This is a genomic window from Roseovarius salinarum (assembly GCF_002834145.1).
GTDB classification, from domain to species: domain Bacteria; phylum Pseudomonadota; class Alphaproteobacteria; order Rhodobacterales; family Rhodobacteraceae; genus Roseovarius; species Roseovarius salinarum.
The window spans coordinates 112,714-127,718 of the sequence record NZ_PHNT01000008.1; the positions used below are offsets into that span (position 1 = coordinate 112,714).

The 15,005-nt window shown below is 70.5% G+C and carries 15 protein-coding genes; 2 read left to right on the top strand and 13 right to left on the bottom strand.

Annotated elements, in window-relative coordinates; all coding sequences use genetic code 11:
- Positions 1 to 40: 40 nt before the first annotated feature.
- Positions 41 to 382 carry a DUF427 domain-containing protein gene (locus CEF10_RS09475; RefSeq protein ID WP_101067934.1) on the top strand — a complete coding sequence of 114 codons (342 nt, stop codon included), beginning with the start codon at positions 41 to 43 and terminating at the stop codon, positions 380 to 382.
- A gap of 24 nt (positions 383 to 406) precedes the next feature.
- Here the strand turns inward: CEF10_RS09475 and CEF10_RS09480 are convergent, their stop codons facing one another.
- Positions 407 to 2,095, bottom strand: coding sequence for a chloride channel protein (locus tag CEF10_RS09480; protein WP_101067935.1), 1,689 nt, complete (start codon positions 2,093 to 2,095; stop codon positions 407 to 409).
- Between the two features lie 87 nt (positions 2,096 to 2,182).
- On the opposite strand from CEF10_RS09480, the gene CEF10_RS09485 reads away from it, so the two are divergent.
- Positions 2,183 to 3,559, top strand: coding sequence for an FAD-binding oxidoreductase (locus CEF10_RS09485; RefSeq protein WP_101067936.1), 1,377 nt, complete (start codon positions 2,183 to 2,185; stop codon positions 3,557 to 3,559).
- 152 nt (positions 3,560 to 3,711) lie between these two features.
- Here the strand turns inward: CEF10_RS09485 and recN are convergent, their stop codons facing one another.
- From recN to CEF10_RS09545, 12 genes are all read right to left on the bottom strand, one after another.
- Positions 3,712 to 5,361 (bottom strand): DNA repair protein RecN, encoded by a 1,650-nt coding sequence (gene recN, locus CEF10_RS09490; protein WP_101067937.1) that lies wholly within the window; start codon positions 5,359 to 5,361, stop codon positions 3,712 to 3,714.
- 21 nt (positions 5,362 to 5,382) lie between these two features.
- Entirely contained in the window at positions 5,383 to 6,231 is an 849-nt protein-coding gene (locus CEF10_RS09495) for an outer membrane protein assembly factor BamD (RefSeq protein ID WP_101067938.1), read from the bottom strand.
- 115 nt (positions 6,232 to 6,346) lie between these two features.
- On the bottom strand, positions 6,347 to 7,279 hold the full coding sequence (gene lpxC / locus CEF10_RS09500) for a UDP-3-O-acyl-N-acetylglucosamine deacetylase (protein ID WP_101067939.1): 933 nt from the start codon (positions 7,277 to 7,279) through the stop codon (positions 6,347 to 6,349).
- A gap of 261 nt (positions 7,280 to 7,540) precedes the next feature.
- Positions 7,541 to 9,196, bottom strand: a complete 1,656-nt coding sequence (gene ftsZ, locus CEF10_RS09505) for a cell division protein FtsZ (RefSeq protein ID WP_101067940.1) — start codon at positions 9,194 to 9,196, stop codon at positions 7,541 to 7,543.
- A gap of 173 nt (positions 9,197 to 9,369) precedes the next feature.
- On the bottom strand, positions 9,370 to 10,704 hold the full coding sequence (ftsA, locus tag CEF10_RS09510) for a cell division protein FtsA (RefSeq protein ID WP_101067941.1): 1,335 nt from the start codon (positions 10,702 to 10,704) through the stop codon (positions 9,370 to 9,372).
- Positions 10,701 to 11,567 (bottom strand): cell division protein FtsQ/DivIB, encoded by an 867-nt coding sequence (locus CEF10_RS09515; RefSeq protein ID WP_332870145.1) that lies wholly within the window; start codon positions 11,565 to 11,567, stop codon positions 10,701 to 10,703. Before CEF10_RS09515 ends, ftsA begins: the two co-directional genes overlap by 4 nt.
- Complete coding sequence (locus tag CEF10_RS09520) at positions 11,564 to 12,442, bottom strand: D-alanine--D-alanine ligase (protein WP_232796459.1); 879 nt, start codon at positions 12,440 to 12,442, stop codon at positions 11,564 to 11,566. Before CEF10_RS09520 ends, CEF10_RS09515 begins: the two co-directional genes overlap by 4 nt.
- 129 nt (positions 12,443 to 12,571) lie before the next feature.
- Positions 12,572 to 13,519 carry a UDP-N-acetylmuramate dehydrogenase gene (gene murB / locus CEF10_RS09525; RefSeq protein ID WP_101067943.1) on the bottom strand — a complete coding sequence of 316 codons (948 nt, stop codon included), beginning with the start codon at positions 13,517 to 13,519 and terminating at the stop codon, positions 12,572 to 12,574.
- A gap of 78 nt (positions 13,520 to 13,597) precedes the next feature.
- Complete coding sequence (locus CEF10_RS09530; protein ID WP_157932995.1) at positions 13,598 to 14,137, bottom strand: hypothetical protein; 540 nt, start codon at positions 14,135 to 14,137, stop codon at positions 13,598 to 13,600.
- Between the two features lie 82 nt (positions 14,138 to 14,219).
- Complete coding sequence (locus tag CEF10_RS09535; protein WP_101067945.1) at positions 14,220 to 14,495, bottom strand: hypothetical protein; 276 nt, start codon at positions 14,493 to 14,495, stop codon at positions 14,220 to 14,222.
- Positions 14,488 to 14,760 carry a DUF2484 family protein gene (locus CEF10_RS09540; RefSeq protein WP_101067946.1) on the bottom strand — a complete coding sequence of 91 codons (273 nt, stop codon included), beginning with the start codon at positions 14,758 to 14,760 and terminating at the stop codon, positions 14,488 to 14,490. The genes CEF10_RS09535 and CEF10_RS09540 overlap by 8 nt, the downstream gene beginning before the upstream one ends.
- Positions 14,757 to 15,005 carry a DUF2484 family protein gene (locus CEF10_RS09545; RefSeq protein WP_101067947.1) on the bottom strand — a complete coding sequence of 83 codons (249 nt, stop codon included), beginning with the start codon at positions 15,003 to 15,005 and terminating at the stop codon, positions 14,757 to 14,759. The genes CEF10_RS09540 and CEF10_RS09545 overlap by 4 nt, the downstream gene beginning before the upstream one ends.

Here is a 15,005-nt window from a genome sequence, read left to right on the forward strand (position 1 = left end):
CCGCGGCACAGCGGGTGACACGAAGGACAGGAGACAGCAGATGGCCGACATGAAGATCAGACGCGCCGAGGGCACCTGGGTCGTTCGCGCCGGCGGCGCGGTTCTGGCCGAGACCGGCAACGCGCTTGAGCTGGCCGAGACCGGCTATCCGGACGTGATCTATTTCCCGCGCGAAGACATCGCCATGGCGTTCCTGGACGAAACCGATCACAGCACCCATTGCCCGCACAAGGGCGATGCCACCTATTTCTCGATCGTCACCAAGAGCCAGACGCTCGAGAACGCCGCGTGGAGCTACGAGACGCCGCTGGAGGCTGCGGCGCCCATCAAGGGGCATATCGCGTTCAGGGCCGGCGACGACATCGCGGTCGAACGGGTCTGACCCCGCGCGGCAACGCGGGGTGCGTCAGCTGTGCTCCTCTTCGGAAATCGCGGCCAGCGCGCGGTTGTAGGCACGTAGCGCGTCGACGTGAAAGACCGCGCCGCGCAGTTCGGGCGGCCGCTTCTCGCCGTGCAGCGTCACCACGGGCACGAAGGGGACGCCCGCGCGGTCGAAGATCGGCATCACGGCCTCGAGCGTGGCGTTGGCATCGACGTAGATGCCCTCGTCAACCAGTTCCCAGCAACGGGCCTCGGGCGCGGCACGCGCGTCGTCGGGCGGGCGCATGACGCCCGAGACGCGGAACATCGACAGCAGGTAGGCATGCGGCCCCGCGGCCACCCGCGTGCCGCGGCGCTCGAGCTGCGACAGGAAGAACGACCGCTTCACAAGACGCGACCCCAAGACGGTGGACATCGACACCGCCACCATCACCGCCAGCCCGGTCTGCCAGTCGCCCGTCAGTTCGAACACGATCAGCGTGGTCGAGATCGGGGCACCCAGCACCGCGGCGGCCACCGCCCCCATGCCCGCCAGCGCGTAGAGCGTGGGCGCCCCCGACACCTCGGGGAAGGCGGCGGTCGCGATGTAGCCGAAGGCCAGCCCCGTCAGCGCGCCGATCATCAGCGACGGCGAGAACACGCCACCGCCCATGCGCCCGCCGATGGTGATCGCCACCGCGACCGTCTTGACCACGGCATAGACGATGGCCTCGTGCAGCACCAGCTGGCCGGTCAGCGCGGCCGACGTCGTCTCGTAGCCCACGCCGATGATGTGCGGGAAGGCGATCGCGATCGCGCCCAGCAACAACCCCGCCAGCGCCGGGCGCAACCAGCGCGGCAGCCGGATGCGCACCTGCACGTAACTCGCCATGTCCTCGGCGAAGAACATCGAATGCATCAGTATCGTCGCCACCACGCCGCTGAGCAGCCCCAGGATCAGGAAGGCGGGCAACTCGATGTAGAACGCCAGGACGCTGGCTTCGGGCAGAGTGAACTCGGTAATGTCGCCGAACTCCAGCCGGTTGATGACCGTGCCCGCCACGCTGGCAATGACGATGGGCGCAAAGGCGCGCACCGCGAAATGGCGCAGCACCACCTCCAGCGCGAAGAGCGCGCCGGCGATCGGGGCGTTGAACGACGCAGACACCGCCGCCGCCACCGCGCAGCCCAGCAGGTCGCGCCCGGCGATGCCGCCGGCGTTGATCCTGTCGCTGACCCATGACGAGATCAGGCTGGCCAAGTGCACCACCGGGCCCTCGCGCCCGCTGGAGCCGCCGGTGCCCAGCGTGATCAACGACGCCGCGACCGACGCCATCCCGGCGCGGCCCTCGACACGGCCCTCGTTGATGGCCGCGCCCTCGATCACGTCGGCGACCGACCGCACGCGCGCGTCCGGCGTGAAATGGTGCAGGATCAGCCCGACCGCCAGCCCGCCCAGCACCGGCACGACCAGCACCCAGTACCACGGCAGCGTCTCGGCGAGGCTGTGGACGTGCCCCATGTCGGCGGTGCCGTAGGCCAGCGCCTGCAACGCCGTGATCCCCTTGCGGAACAAGAGCGCGGCCAGGCCCGCCGCGATCCCGATCACCAGGGCGATCAGCCAGAACTGGAACTGGCTCGGCCCCTTGTCGCGGAAAACCGCCCAGCCGCCCTGCACCGCCCGCGTGACGGCGTGGAGCTTCTGTGACAGGAACGAGGGGGCCGATTTCGTCATCGTCTTTCCCCAGGATTGTCCTCGCGCGGCCGCTTTTTCCCGGCAAGGGTGAATCAAACCTCGAACCACAACGCAAATGAGACCCGCATGGGAATTGACGACGCCATCACCGAGATTTCGGACTTTCTAGGCCAACGGCTCACGCGGTCCAAGTCCGATCTGGAATTGCACGGGCGCAGCGAGACGCATTTCCCACTCAGCCCGCCCGACGCGGTGGCCTACCCCGAGACCACCGAGGAGGTCGCGCGCATCGTGCGCACCTGCGCGGCACACCGCTGCCCGGTGATCGGATGGGGCACCGGCACCTCGCTCGAGGGCCAGGCGCAGGCCTTCTCCGGCGGTCTCTGCGTGGATTTCACGCGCATGAACCGCATCCTCGAGGTGCGCCAGGCCGACATGGACGTCGCCCTGCAGCCCGGCGTCACGCGCGAGGCCCTTAACGAGGAACTGCGCGCCACCGGCCTGTTCTTCCCCGTCGATCCCGGCGCCAACGCGTCGCTCGGCGGCATGGCGTCGACACGCGCCAGCGGCACGACGGCGGTGCGCTACGGCACGATGCGCGACAACGTGCTGGGCCTGCAGGTCGTCACCGCGACGGGCGAGGTGATCCGCACCGGCAGCCGCGCGCGCAAGAGTTCCTCGGGCTACGACCTGACGGGGCTTTTCGTGGGCGCCGAGGGAACGCTGGGCCTGATCACCGAGCTGACGCTTCGCCTGCAGGGCCAGCCCGAGGCGATCTCCAGCGCGGTCTGCGCCTTCGACAGCGTGGGCGCGGCTGTCGCGGCGGTGATCGACACCATCCAGATGGGCCTGCCCATGGCCCGGATCGAGCTGGTCGACACCGCCAGCGTGGCCGCCGTCAACGCCTACTCGGGCAGCACCCTGCCCGAGGCCCCCCATCTCTTCCTCGAGTTCCACGGCAGTGAAACCGGCGTGGCCGAGCAGGCCGAAACCTTCGGCGAGATCGCCGCGGACCACGGCGGGCGCGGCTTCGACTGGGCCACGCGGGCCGAGGACCGCACCGCGCTCTGGGCGATGCGCCACACCGCCTACCATGCCATCCTCGCCGCCCGTCCCGGCGCGCGGGCCATCGTCACGGATATCTGCGTGCCGATCTCGGCACTGGCCGAGGCGATCGAGGGCGCCCGCGCCGACGTGGCGCGACACGGCATCGAGGGGCCGATCCTGGGCCATGTGGGCGACGGCAACTTCCACGCCATCCTGCTGTTCGACGAGACCGACGCCGACGAGACCGGCCGCGCCCTGCGCGCGGCCCACGCCATGGTCGACCGCGCGCTGGCCCTGGGCGGCACCGCCACCGGCGAACACGGCATCGGCGTGGGCAAGCGCGACTACATGGACCGCGAACACGGCGGCGCATGGGCGATGATGGGCCGCATCAAGCGCGCGCTCGACCCCGACGACATCATGAACCCCGGCAAGCTCGTGCCGCCGCGCGGCTGATCCGCCCCGGCCTTCATCTTGCACCAAGTACTCCGGGGGGCCACGGGGGGCAGCGCCCCCCGACCACGCATGATGCGCGCCGCAGGCGCTCCGCTGGACAGCGCACCGCTGCGAAATGCGCCCCGTCCCGTCATCCTTGCCGTTCGGGGGTGTCAGCTGGCCATCAACGCCTCGGCGGCCGCGCGCGCCTCGTCGGTGACGGTATCGCCCGACAGCATCCGCGCGATCTCGTTCACGCGCTCGGCCGGCCCCAGTTCGGTGACGGTGGTCAGCGTCTGCTCGTCCGCGATGCGCTTTTCAACCCGGCAGTGATGCGCCCCCAGCGCGGCCACCTGCGGCGAGTGGGTCACCACCAGCACCTGCCCCGCCTGCGCGAGCTGGGCGAGCCGGCGGCCCACCGCGTCGGCGGTGGCGCCGCCCACGCCGCGGTCGATCTCGTCGAAGATCAGGGTGCGGCCGCTGTCGGGACCGGTCAGGCAAACCTTGAGCGCCAGCAGGAAGCGGCTGAGTTCACCGCCAGAGGCGATCCGCGCCAGCGGCCCGGCCGGCGCACCGGGATTGGTGGCCACGGTAAAGGCCACCTCGTCGGCGCCCTCCGGCCCGGGCTCGGCCCCGGTGACCTGCGTGGCGAAGACCGCGCGCTCCATCTTCAGCGGGGCCAGCTCCGCGGTCACGGCGGCGTCCAGCCTTTCGGCCGCCTCCCGGCGCGCGGCGCTCAGCCGGGCGGCGGCCTCGTCATAGGCGGCCCGGGCCTCCCGCGCGACCCGGTCGCGTTCCGCGACGTCGGCGTCGCCCTTGTCCAGTGCCGCGAGGCGCGCGTGCAACTCGCCCGACAGCGCCGGCAACTCGGCCGCCGGGACACCGTGCTTGCGCGCCAGCGCCCGGATCGCGAACAGCCGCTCCTCGGTTTCCTCCAGTTCGCGGGGATCGTGGGTCAGCGCCTCGAGGCAACGCTCGACCCCGCTGGCCGCCTCGTCGAGTTCCACCAGTGCCCGGCCGATGGCGGCCAGCGGATCGTCCAGCTGGCCCTCGGCCTGGTCGGCGACGCCCTCCAGCCAGCGCATCGCGTCCGAGGCCGCACCGCTGGCCCCTTCGGTGCCCAGCGCGGCCTGCGCCTTGCCGATATCCTCGCGGATGCGTTCGGCGGCCTGCATCATGCGGCGGCGGCTGTCGAGGCTCTCGTCCTCGCCGGGCTGCGGGTCGAGGTCGTCGAGCTCCGCCACGGCGTGGCGCAGGAACTCCTCCTCGGCGCGCGCCTCCTCAAGCGCCGCGGCGGCCGCATCCCGCGCCGCCTGCGCCTCGGACGCCGCGCGCCAGGCCCGGCGCACCTGCGCCTTCAACTCCCCCAGCCCGCCGAAGGCATCAAGCAGCGCCCGGTGCCCGCGCGCGTTCAGCAACCCGCGGTCGTCATGCTGGCCGTGAAGCTCCACCAGGGTCTCCGACAGCCTGCGCAGCACCTCGCCGGAACACCGCCGGTCGTTCACCCAGGCGGTCTTGCGCCCGTCGCGGGTGTTCACCCGCCGCAGGATCAGCTCGTCCTCCTCGGGCAGCCCGGCATCCCGCAACACCGCGCGCGCCGGGTGGTCGGGGTCTAGGTCGAACCACGCCTGGACCTCGCCCTGGTCCGCGCCGGCGCGCACCAGTTCGGCCCGGCCGCGCCAGCCCAGCACGAAGCCCAGCGAATCGAGAAGGATCGACTTGCCCGCGCCGGTCTCTCCGGTCAGCACGTTCAGGCCCGGCCGGAACCCGAGTTCCAGCCGGTCGATGATCAACATGTCGCGAATGTCGAGACCTCTGAGCACGCCGTCCCCTTCAGCCCCGGGTCACAACCACTTGCCCTCGATCGTCTGGCGGTAGATCTTGCGCAGCCAGTTGTCGCCGCGGGCCTCGGGCGCGAGGCCACGGTCGCTCAGCAGGGCGTAGCTGTCCTCGTACCACTCGGTCGCCTGGAAGTTGTGACCCAGGATCGCCGCGGCCGACTGCGCCTCGTCGGTCAGGCCGAGCGACAGGTAGGCCTCGACCAGCCGGTGCAGCGCCTCGGCGGTATGCGTCGTGGTCTGGAAATCCTCGACCACGGTGCGGAAGCGGTTGATCGCGGCCGTGAAATGGTCGCGGCGCAGGTAATAGCGCCCGACTTCCATTTCCTTGCTGGCCAGGTGGTTGAAGGCCAGCTCGAACTTCAGCTTGGCGGACCGGGCGTATTCGCTCTCGGGATAGCGCTCGATCACCTTGCGCAGCGCCTGCAGCGCCTCGAAGGTCAGCGCCTGGTCGCGCCCGACCTCGTCGATCTGGTCGTAATAACTCAGCGCCACGAGATACTGGGCATAGGCCGCGTCCTCGTCGGCGGGATAGAAGTCGATGAACCGCTGCGCGGCCGAGCGGCTGTCCTCGTACTGTTCGGCCTCATGGTAGGCGAACGCCTGCATGACCAGCGCGCGCTTGGCCCACTTCGAGTAGGGGTACAGGCGTTCAACCTCGCCGAAATGCTTGGCCGCGAGTTTCTCGTTGCCTTCCTCGAGGTCGTATTCCGCCCGGTCGAAGATCTGTTCGGCGGTGTAGTTCTCGAGGTCCACCTCGCCGCGGCGGACGGCCGCGTTCTGCGAGCAACCTGCCACCGTGATGCCGATGACAAGCGCGGCTGCAAGCGTGGACGGAACCCTGCGAAATGTCATGCGCGCGCTCACCTTCCTTGCCGGTTGCCGGGTGTATATCGCAGCCTTGGCCGGGGTGCCAGCACAGAAATACCCCGCCCCCGGCAGAGGCGCCGGTCCGCGGATGCGGCACGGATCAGGCGACTTCGGGAACCTCGTCGCGATGCACGCCCGCGCCCGGCAGCCGGGCGGCCGTGAGGGCATCGCAGGTGCGCATGCGCCATGCGCCCGGGTCGGCGAACAGCGCGTGCAGCAGGTCGTTGGTCAGGGCATGCCCCGCGCGGACGCCTTCGTAGCGGGCCAGGAGCGGCGCACCGGCCAGCGCCAGGTCTCCCAGCGCGTCCAGCATCTTGTGGCGCACCGCCTCGTCGGCATGGCGCAGGCCGCCGGGGCTGAGGACCTCGGTGCCGTCCACGACCACGGCGTTCTCGAACGTGCCGCCCAGGGCCAGGCCGTTGGCATGCATGTGATCGACATCGGCCTTGCGGCAGAAGGTGCGGCTGCTGGCCAGTTCGCACACGAAACTGCCGTTGGCCATGTTCAGGCTTTTCCGCTGCGTGCCGATGGCGGCATCGGCGAACTCGATCTCGAAATCGATGACCAGCGTGTCGTTCGGGGTCAGCCGCGCCCAGGCATCGCCGCGGCGCACCTCCACCGGGCGCAGGACCTCGAGCGCGCGCACCGGGTGGGACAGCATGCGCACCCCTGCAGACAGGATCCCGCGTACGAATACCGCCGAACTGCCGTCGAGGATCGGCACCTCGGGGCCGTCCACGACCACCAGCGCGTTGTGGATGCCGCACCCCGACAGCGCGGCCAGCACGTGTTCGACGGTCGACACCGACACCCCCGCGGCGTTGTGCAGCCGCGTGCACAGCGGGGCCTGTTCCACATGGTCCCAGCGCGCGGGAATCTCGCTGTGGGCCGAGGTGGCGGAACCCGCCAGGTCACCGCGGCGGAACCGGATACCGTGACCGGCGGGCGCCGGCAGGATGGTCGCACAGGCTGCCACGCCGGAGTGAAGCCCGACCCCGTCGAAGGATACCCGATGGCTGATCGTGGTCTGCAAGACGTCCCCCTGGTTCCTGACCCCTGGTTCTTGATCCTGCGTCGGCGCGCCGGACGCGCGGCGAGGTCACCCGGTTAGCAACCGTTTAACCAAGGTACGGCCCCGGGCTCAATTCAATCTTTGCAACGGACTGAAACATCGCCGCGGCAGCGCCGGCAGGTTCTTGCCGACCGCCCGCCAGGGCACCGACCGGCCAAGAAAAACGGGGCCGCAGTCGCGGCCCCGTCGCATCTGCGCGCCCCGTCCGGCGCATCGGCCGTCTCAGTTGGCCTGTCGCCGCAGGAATGCCGGGATCTCGATCTGGTCTTCGGCCGGATCGTCGTCGGGCTCGGCCTGCTCGGCCGGCGCGTGCATCGGCGGTTGCTGCCGCGCGGCGCGCGCCTGCTGGGGCCGTTCGGCCTCCTGCCCGCCGCCGGTCATCCGGTTGATGAGCGAATTGATGCCGAAGCGCGAGCGATCGGCCTCGCCACGGTCATGGTGGGCCTGCGCTCTCGCCTCCGCCGGCGCCTGCCCGCCGCCACGGCCGGAGGCGTTCCCGACAGCCGTCTGAAGCCGCTCCAGCGCCTCGGGCGATGGCGTGCCGGGCGCCGGGGCCCGCGGTGCCACGAAGGATTCGAGATCGTCATCGACGTTTTCCATCGCAGGCGCCTCGGGTTCGGGACGCGGCGTGTAGGCCGGCGGCGGCAGGTCGTCGCCCACGGCCGACTGTGCCGACGGCTCCTCGTCGAAGATATCCTCGCGCTGGTCCTCGGCAGCGGCGCGCTGCGCGTCGATCTCGTCGAACGGCAGGGGCTCCTGTGCCTGGGTCGCGCCGAACCGGGTTTCGGCGGCGGCCGGCTCATATACGTCAGGGGCCTCCGGTGCGGCCTCGACCGCCTGCGCGGCCTGTGCGGCCGGCTGCAGCGGCTCGGCCAGCGACCGCCGCGGCACGGGCGTTTCCGCGTAGACGTGGGATGCGTCGATGCCGGTCGCGACGACGCTCACCCGCATCGTGCCCTCCATCCCGGTGTCCAGCGTGCTGCCCACGATGATGTTGGCCTCGGCGTCCACCTCCTCGCGGATGCGGTTGGCGGCCTCGTCCACCTCGAACAGCGTCAGGTCGTGCCCGCCGGTGATGTTGATCAGAACACCCTTGGCACCCTTGAGGCTGATCTCGTCCAGCAACGGGTTGGCGATCGCCTTCTCGGAGGCCTGGATCGCGCGTTCGTCGCCCTCGGATTCGCCGGTGCCCATCATCGCCTTGCCCATCTCGTCCATCACCGCGCGGACGTCGGCGAAATCGAGGTTGATGAGACCCGGGCGCACCATCAGGTCGGTCACGCCCTTCACCCCCTGGTACAGCACGTCGTCGGCCATCGAGAACGCCTCGGTGAAGGTCGTCTTCTCGTTGGCCAGCCGGAACAGGTTCTGGTTGGGGATGATGATGAGCGTGTCGACGACCTTCTGCAGCGCGTCGACGCCGTCCTCGGCCTGGCGCATGCGCTTGCCGCCCTCGAACTGGAAAGGCTTGGTAACGACGCCGACCGTCAGCACGCCCAGTTCGCGCGCGGCCTGAGCGATGATCGGCGCGGCGCCGGTGCCGGTGCCACCGCCCATGCCGGCGGTGATGAAACACATGTGCGCCCCGGCAAGGTGATCGACGATCTGTTCGATGTTTTCCTCGGCGGCGGCGGCGCCGACGCTCGCGCGCGCCCCTGCGCCCAGCCCCTCGGTCACCTTCACGCCCAGCTGCACGCGGTGCTCGGCCGTGCTTTGCTGCAGCGCCTGGGCATCGGTGTTGGCCACGACGAAGTCCACCCCGTCGAGTTCCTTCGCGATCATGTTGTCCACGGCGTTCCCGCCGGCGCCCCCGACACCGAACACGGTGATCCTGGGCTTGAGCTCTTCCCGTCCGGGCATCGTGAGATTGAGTGTCATTGCTCTGTCCGCCTGCTGTTATTCCCCGCTTGAACGGGTTTTTACCGCCTTATTTTGCCCATTCTTACCGATACGGGCGCCATTCGTCACGAAAAAATCGTGCATTCCCACGAAATATGGGCCAACTTCGACCGCTTTACGCGGGGTTTTGCCGAGTCGCGCAGATATAGCGGTCACCAATTGTCCTTGAACCATTTCAACGCCCGTTTCAGCGGCCGGGCGGCGTAGCGCTCCACGGGGATCTCGAAATCCCACCATTCGTCCTGCGGGTTGGCCGCCTGCAGGCACATGCCCACGGCGCTGGCAAAGCCCGGCCCGGTCGCCGCCTGCGGCAGCCCGTGCACCCGCATCGGCCGCCCCAGCCGGACCTGCTGGCCCAGGATGCGCGCGGCCAGCGCATCGAGGCCGGGGATCTGGCTGCCCCCGCCGGTCAGCACGATCTGCTGGCTTGGCAGATGATCGAAACCGGCCGCGTCGAGGCGCGTGCGCACCTCCTCGAGGATCTCCTCGACCCGCGGGCGCATGATTCCGATGAGTTCCGCGCGGCTCACCTTCCGGCGGTCGTGATCCCAGTCGCCGGTATCGCCCCCGATCTCGATCATGTCGCGATCGTCCATGCCGGTGGCCACCAGTCCGCCGTAGAAGGTCTTGATCCGCTCGGCCACGGCCTTGGGCACCTGCAGGCCCATCGAGATGTCGCTGGTGACGTGATCGCCGCCGATGCGCACGGTGTCTGCATAGAGCATGTGCTTTTTCACGAAGATCGAGATGCCCGCCGAGCCGCCGCCGAGGTCGACGCAGGCCGCGCCCAGTTCCTGTTCGTCCTCCACGAGCGCCGCGACCCCGGAAACGTACGCCGACGAGGCCAGCCCGGCGAGTTCCAGATCGCACCGTTTCACGCAGTGCGCGAGGTTCTGGACCGCCGCGGCATCGACGGTCAGCATGTGCATGTCGGTCGAAAGGCTCTGGCCCATCTGCCCGCGCGGGTCGGACAGGCCCGAGCGGTGGTCGAGCGCGAAGTTCACCGGTTGCGCGTGCAGCACCTCGCGGCCGGCGCCGTAGTCGGGAAGATCGCAGGCCGAGAGCACGCGGCCGATGTCCTGCTCGGTCACGACGTGCCCCTCGAGATCCACCTGCCCGGTCAACCCGTAGGAGCGCGGCGCCGCACCCGAGAAACAGGCGATCACGTGATCGACGCGCAGCCCGGCCATCTTCTGCGCCGCCTGCACGGCGGTGCGGATCGCGCGCTCGGTTTCGGCCATCGCCTCGACCTCGCCGAAGCGCACGCCCCGCGACCGCGTCGTCGCCGCGCCGATCACGCGAAAGCCTGCCTGCCCGGCCATCGCGCCTATTCCCTCGCCCTCGGCCAGACGGTCGCTGCCGTCGAACCGCAACACGAGGCAGGCGATCTTCGACGTGCCGACATCCAGCACCGCGACGACGCCCCGCTGGATCGCCGTCCGGCGAAGGTTGCGCATCGCGCGTTGCGATTCGTAGAGTTCGATCATCCGTCCGCAGCCTCCAGACTGATCTTGCGCACGCGCCGCCATTCCTTCAGCGCGTGGGGCGTCATCCTCACCGTGGGCCGGTCGGCCAGCCGCATGTCGATGGCGACAACGTCGCGGGCCAGCATGTCCTGTGCCTGCGACAGCGCGATCACCCGCTCGAGGGCGCGCACCGCCGCGCGCTCGGGCAGCAGGATCCGCTGGCCGCGGTCGAGCACGACATCCCAGCGCCGTTCGCCCACACGCACGAACCCCTTGAGGCGCGCGCGCAGCGGCGCGGCGGCCTGACGAAGGCGCAACGCTTCGGCCACCGCGGCATCGGCGCCCTCCCCGGCCAGCATCGGCAGGTCGGGATGGGCGGTGCGGCGCGCCGCGGGGTCGAGCACCACGCCCTCGCGGTCCACCAGCGCCACCCCCTCGGCGCGGCGCCACAGCGCCGCCGGCTGGCGTTCCGCCACCTTCGCCTCGAGCACGCCGCCCTGCTTGATCCGCAGGTCGGCATGCCGGACGGCGGGCAGTGCCTCGATCATCCCGCGCAACCGGTCGAGGTCCAGGTCGAAGGAACTGACCGGCAGCGCGTGCGGGAATATCTCGCGGATCTCGCCGGCCAGAGGGTCGCTGGCCCCTTCGACGGCCAGAAGGTCGACCATGAACTCGGGGCGCGTCTCGATCTGCCGGCGCAGGTCGATCAGCGCCAGCGCCATCGCCTCCTGCCGCTCGGGCTGCGACAGGTAGCCGGCGGCGATCGCGAAGCACAGCCCGAAGGGCAGGCCGACGCGGAGCAGGCCACGGAACAGCGGCGTCAGCATCAGCCGCTGCAGCCGGTAGCGCAGGCGCGACGGCGCGGGATCGGTCCGGGGCGTCACCGGTCGCACGAGGCATCCTCCACGATCCAGCGGCACATCGCGCCGAACCCGATGCCGGCCACCCGGCCCTGTTCCGGCGACAGCGAGGTGGGCGTCATCCCCGGCTGCGTGTTCGTCTCGAGCAACACCAGCCCGTCGAGGCCGCGCGACTCGTCCCAGCGGAAATCGGTTCGGCTCAGCCCGCGGCAGCCCAGCGCGTGGTGGGCGCGCCGGGCGTAGTCCATGCAGGCATCGAAGATTTCCCCGGGCACCTCGGCGGGGACGACGTGGCGCGAGCCGCCGGGCTTGTATTTCGCGTCGTAGTCATACCAGCCGTCGGTGATGATGTCGGTGACCGTCAGCGCGCGGCCGCCCATCACGGTCGTCGTCAGTTCGCGCCCGGGCGCGTAGCTTTCCACCATGACGGTATCGGGCATGTCCGCTGCCAGCCGCGGCGGGGCGTTGGCCGCCTCGTGGACGATGTAGACGCCCACCGAGGAGCCTTCGTTGTTGGGCTTGACCACATAGGGCGGGTCCATCACGTGGCGCGCGCGCACGGCGTCGCGGGCGGCCAGGCGGCTTTCGACCACCGGCAGCCCGGCGGCGCGGTAGGCCGCCTTCGACCGCTGCTTGTCCATGGCCAGCGCCGAGGAAAGCACGCCCGAGTGGGTATAGGGCAGCCCCATCCACTCCAGCAGGCCCTGCACGCAGCCATCCTCGCCCCACCGGCCGTGGAGCGCGTTGAAAACGATGTCGGGGGAGAGGTCGTGCAGGCGCACGCAGAGGTCGCGGCCGGCATCGACCTCGACCACCTCGAATCCCTCGTCCCGCAAGGCGGCGGCGCATTCACGGCCCGTGACCAACGACACTTCGCGCTCTGACGAAGGGCCTCCCATGATGACCGCCACTTTGGGGGTTGCTCTGCCCGAACCAACCACCGTGTGCCTCAATATCCCGGGCCGTTTGCCCGGCCCTTTCGTTGCGCGGACCGTTTCCCGGCCCGGTTGTTCTTGCCGTCCCCGCGCTCAGGTGTCGTGGTGGCCTGTCGCGGGCGGGGCCGGTTCGCCGACCCTCATGATTTCCCACTGTAACTCTATTCCGCTGGTCTGGAAAACCCTTTTTCGCACCGTCTCGCCCAGCCCCTCGAGGTCCGCCGCCGTGGCGTCGCCGGTGTTGACGAGGAAGTTGGGGTGCTTGGGGCTCATCTGCGCGCCACCCTGCCGCGCGCCGCGCAGGCCCGCGTCCTCGATCACCTTCCAGGCTTTCAACTCGTGCGTGTCGTCGGCGCGCCCCGTGCTGGAATGCCCGGCCGGGTTGCGGAAGGTCGAGCCCGCGGTGCGGTCCTTCGTGGGCTGGGTGGCGTCGCGTTTTTCCAGCTGCGCGGCCATCTTCGCGGCCAGCGCGTCCGGGTCGCCCGCCGGCCCCTCGAAAACCGCCTCGGTGATCACCCAGCCCTCCGGCAGGTCGGTCTGGCGGTAGCCGAAGTTCAGGTCGTCCGCGCCCAGCCGCACCACCTCGCCCGCGCGCGTGACGGCCGTGGCCTCAACGAAGACGTCCGCCGTGTAGGTGCCGTAACAGCCCGCGTTCATCCGCACCGCCCCGCCGACGGCGCCGGGGATGGTGCGCAGGAAGGTCAGGTCGACACCCGCCTGCGCGGCCTTGCGCGCGACATGCGCGTCCAGCGCCGCCGCCCCCGCGGTCACCCGCGTGCCCGCGACGTGGATGTGGTTGAACCCCCGCCCCAGCCGGACGACGACGCCGCGCAGCCCGCCGTCGCGCACGATCAGGTTCGATCCCACGCCCATCGTAAAGACCGGCACCGCCGGGTCAAGATCGCGCAGGAAGGCGGCAAGGTCGTCGGCGTCGGCGGGCTGGAACAGCCAGTCCGCCGGCCCGCCCACGCGCAGCCACGTCAGGTCGGACAGAGGGCGGTCCGCGGACAGTTTGCCGCGGGGGGTGGGAAGCGTCGTCATGGCAGGCTCTTTGCCCGCCCCGAGGGCCGAGGTAAAGGGGCGCCATACGAGGCCGGCGCAAAAGGCCGGGCGCCTGCATCACTCTTTTTCGGAAGGCCGGCTGGAACCCAACGCTTGCCGCAGATTGCCCAGCTTGCCGCCACCATAAGCAAGCCCGCCGATCCCGACGGCAGCCAGCGCCGGCACGCCCATCGCCGTGAATAGCCCGGTGGTCGCACCGATCAGCGCGATCCGGCAGGTCGAATCCACGTTCTCAGCAGCATTGTCCTGCAGCCACTCGCGCATCAAACGGGCATGCCGGGAAAGAAGGCGGCCCATGGTCGCCGCGTCATCCTCAGTTGGCGCGCCTTCGGAGGGCAGGTTCTGGTGCAGTTGCTCCACCCCCGTTCGCATCTTCCCGAGGAAGTCCAGCAGCCGCGCCCTTTCGTCCGGGTCGATGGTGTTGCTGCCTCTGACGCGCTCCTCCTCGTCGCCGATCAATTGCCAGAGCGCGTCGAGTTCCAGCGGTAAAGCGGAAAGGTTTGCCGCCACTGCGCGCCGGATGGCCGTGACGGTTTCCGGAGCGCGCGCGTCCGGGCCGTGATGCGCCCGGCGGATTTCCTCGATCTCCGTGTTCACCGCCTCGGGCCCGGCGTCCCAGGTGGCGGTGTCGATCAGGGCGACCTTTTCCAGCAGGTTGTGATCGGGCGGGGTGCAAGGCTCAGTCGCCGCCGCCCACCCATGCACCCAGGGCGTAGAGGCCGGCGCAGACCGCGGCGATGCCGGCCCAGCCCATGAGGACGGCCGCGGGGCTGACGGCCGGGGCCTCGGCGCCCGCCAGCGCGGCCCCCGTCAGCGCGGCCAGCGCGGTGTAGCCCGCGAAGATCGCCGCGATGCGCCCCGCGCGGCGCGCCAGCCCCTCGGACAGCGCGACCCAGGCCACCAGCGGCGCCAGCGCCCAGCCGGCATAGGCCAGCACCGGGGCCAGCTCACCCATCGCGGGGGCCCTCCCCGCCGGCGGGGCGGCGGCCCGTGACCGCGCGCCACAGATACCACGCCGGCCAGCGCAGCACGCTCATCCCGGCGCCCAGCACCAGCAGGCCGACCCAGGGGCCGTTTTCCCAGGTGACATAACCCACCAGCGGGATCCCCGTGGCGATCAGCACCCAGGCGCGGCGCCAGTGCCTGTCGCGGCTGGGGATCATCGCGGCGATGTTGGCGAGAATGGCCCACAGGCAGGCAAGAAGAAGCGAAGTGGTCATCGGCACACCCCCCTGGCCCGCGCGACGGCGCGTTTCAGGCCATGGCGCAGCGGCTTGCGGAACATAGAAAGGACGGCCAGCGCGGCCAGCGCGGCGGCGAGCATCCCCGCCTCGTGGCCCAGCCGCCAGACCAGCACGGGCGCCGCGGCCAGCAGCGCGAGCCCCGGCGCGATCTGCCAGCGCACCGGCAGCATCGCCACCCCCACCCCCGCGAGGACCCACAGGCAGGCAAGAACCACCGCCAT

What these genes read in the sequence shown, in the direction of transcription:
- ftsA (WP_101067941.1), bottom strand. Translation starts at nt 10,704, where the DNA reads ATGATCGAACTCTACGAATCGCAACGCGCGATGCGCAACCTTCGCCGG.
- CEF10_RS09520 (WP_232796459.1), bottom strand. Translation starts at nt 12,442, where the DNA reads ATGGGAGGCCCTTCGTCAGAGCGCGAAGTGTCGTTGGTCACGGGCCGT.
- CEF10_RS09485 (WP_101067936.1), top strand. Translation starts at nt 2,183, where the DNA reads ATGGGAATTGACGACGCCATCACCGAGATTTCGGACTTTCTAGGCCAA.
- CEF10_RS09540 (WP_101067946.1), bottom strand. Translation starts at nt 14,760, where the DNA reads ATGACCACTTCGCTTCTTCTTGCCTGCCTGTGGGCCATTCTCGCCAAC.
- CEF10_RS09475 (WP_101067934.1), top strand. Translation starts at nt 41, where the DNA reads ATGGCCGACATGAAGATCAGACGCGCCGAGGGCACCTGGGTCGTTCGC.
- ftsZ (WP_101067940.1), bottom strand. Translation starts at nt 9,196, where the DNA reads ATGACACTCAATCTCACGATGCCCGGACGGGAAGAGCTCAAGCCCAGG.
- CEF10_RS09495 (WP_101067938.1), bottom strand. Translation starts at nt 6,231, where the DNA reads ATGACATTTCGCAGGGTTCCGTCCACGCTTGCAGCCGCGCTTGTCATC.
- CEF10_RS09480 (WP_101067935.1), bottom strand. Translation starts at nt 2,095, where the DNA reads ATGACGAAATCGGCCCCCTCGTTCCTGTCACAGAAGCTCCACGCCGTC.
- CEF10_RS09535 (WP_101067945.1), bottom strand. Translation starts at nt 14,495, where the DNA reads ATGGGTGAGCTGGCCCCGGTGCTGGCCTATGCCGGCTGGGCGCTGGCG.
- CEF10_RS09545 (WP_101067947.1), bottom strand. Translation starts at nt 15,005, where the DNA reads ATGGCGGTGGTTCTTGCCTGCCTGTGGGTCCTCGCGGGGGTGGGGGTG.
- murB (WP_101067943.1), bottom strand. Translation starts at nt 13,519, where the DNA reads ATGACGACGCTTCCCACCCCCCGCGGCAAACTGTCCGCGGACCGCCCT.